The sequence below is a fragment of the Streptomyces sp. NPDC127092 genome, from assembly GCF_042722475.1.
Taxonomy (GTDB): domain Bacteria; phylum Actinomycetota; class Actinomycetes; order Streptomycetales; family Streptomycetaceae; genus Streptomyces.
Map to the genome: position 1 here is coordinate 1 of NZ_JBHXFE010000409.1, position 1,053 is coordinate 1,053.

General features: G+C 60.9%; 2 protein-coding genes. One reads left to right on the forward strand and one right to left on the reverse strand.

The genetic code is table 11. The features are described 5' to 3' along the window. Positions 1 to 17: 17 nt before the first annotated feature. Positions 18 to 245, reverse strand: a complete 228-nt coding sequence (locus ACFWJO_RS40875) for a hypothetical protein (protein WP_386873476.1) — start codon at positions 243 to 245, stop codon at positions 18 to 20. A 256-nt stretch (positions 246 to 501) separates the two neighbouring features. On the opposite strand from ACFWJO_RS40875, the gene ACFWJO_RS40880 reads away from it, so the two are divergent. Then, the gene (locus ACFWJO_RS40880) at positions 502 to 1,008 is read left to right on the forward strand and encodes a hypothetical protein (RefSeq protein ID WP_386873477.1); all 507 of its coding nucleotides are present in this window, start codon (positions 502 to 504) and stop codon (positions 1,006 to 1,008) included. Positions 1,009 to 1,053: the final 45 nt, after the last annotated feature.

Here is a 1,053-nt window from a genome sequence, read left to right on the forward strand (position 1 = left end):
CATCGTGACCAGGGGATTCACACCGCCTCGCCGAGGCCCTCGCCGGCAACGGAGTGCACCCACTCGACTGACGACGCCAGACCGACGGCACCGGTCACCACCGGTCTTGACGGCTGCACGTCCGGAATCTTGATGTCCACAGATCCGGAGATCTCATGTCCGCCGGCCCGGACTTCCTCGTGTCCGTTGACAGCTGTATCTTCCGAATTCGCTGAAGCGCTGAGTATCCCGGCCATACCGATCAAACGAGTAACGGTGTCCGTTGTCCAGTGTCAAAACGAACCCTGGTGACCGTAGAACGGCGCCCAGTACGCCTTGCCTCGTCGTCCGGAGTCAATGGTCGCGATCGTCAGCTACTGCTCCGGACCAGCCCCCTGTCAAAAGGTGCTGGTGGCCCATTCAATTCGTGAATTCTCCTTTGTTGAACGAAGATTCCGCCTTCGAGCAGTCCCATGTAGTGGGAAGACCGGTGCGGATTCACTTGCGCCCCGAGGAGGCACCATGAAGTCCGTTTCCGGTATCCGCAATTCCCTTCGCATCCTTGCTCGCTCGCTCCCTGTGGCAGCCCTGATTCTCCTTCCCACCGCCGCGGCGACACTACCGGCACAGACAGCGCCGGCGGTGGTCACCGAAGACACCTTCACTGATACCACTGACCGTGTCGGACCCGCCTCGTACTGCTCGGCCGGGCCGCTGTACAACCTCACCGAGACCTTCAACTTCTCCGTGCGCACTGTCGACACGAGTGCAGGCGTTCAGCGCGTCAACCTCCGGTACACGGTGTCGGTGACAGGGGTTCCCGTCGAACCAGGCCTGCCCACCGTCACCGCCACCGGAGCCAGCGTTGGTGGGCTTACCAGCGGTCCGGCCGAAACCAACTCAGGTCAGCTACTGATCAAATGGTCGTTCTCCGACGGCACTCAGCTGACCGAGCGCTCATTGTTTCACTACACCTTTGCCAACGGGGACTTCACAAACTTCCGAGTAACCTGCAACAGCATCCCGTAACGAACGGCCGAGTTAAGCTGGCGACCGCGCTGAACAGCTTGGTCT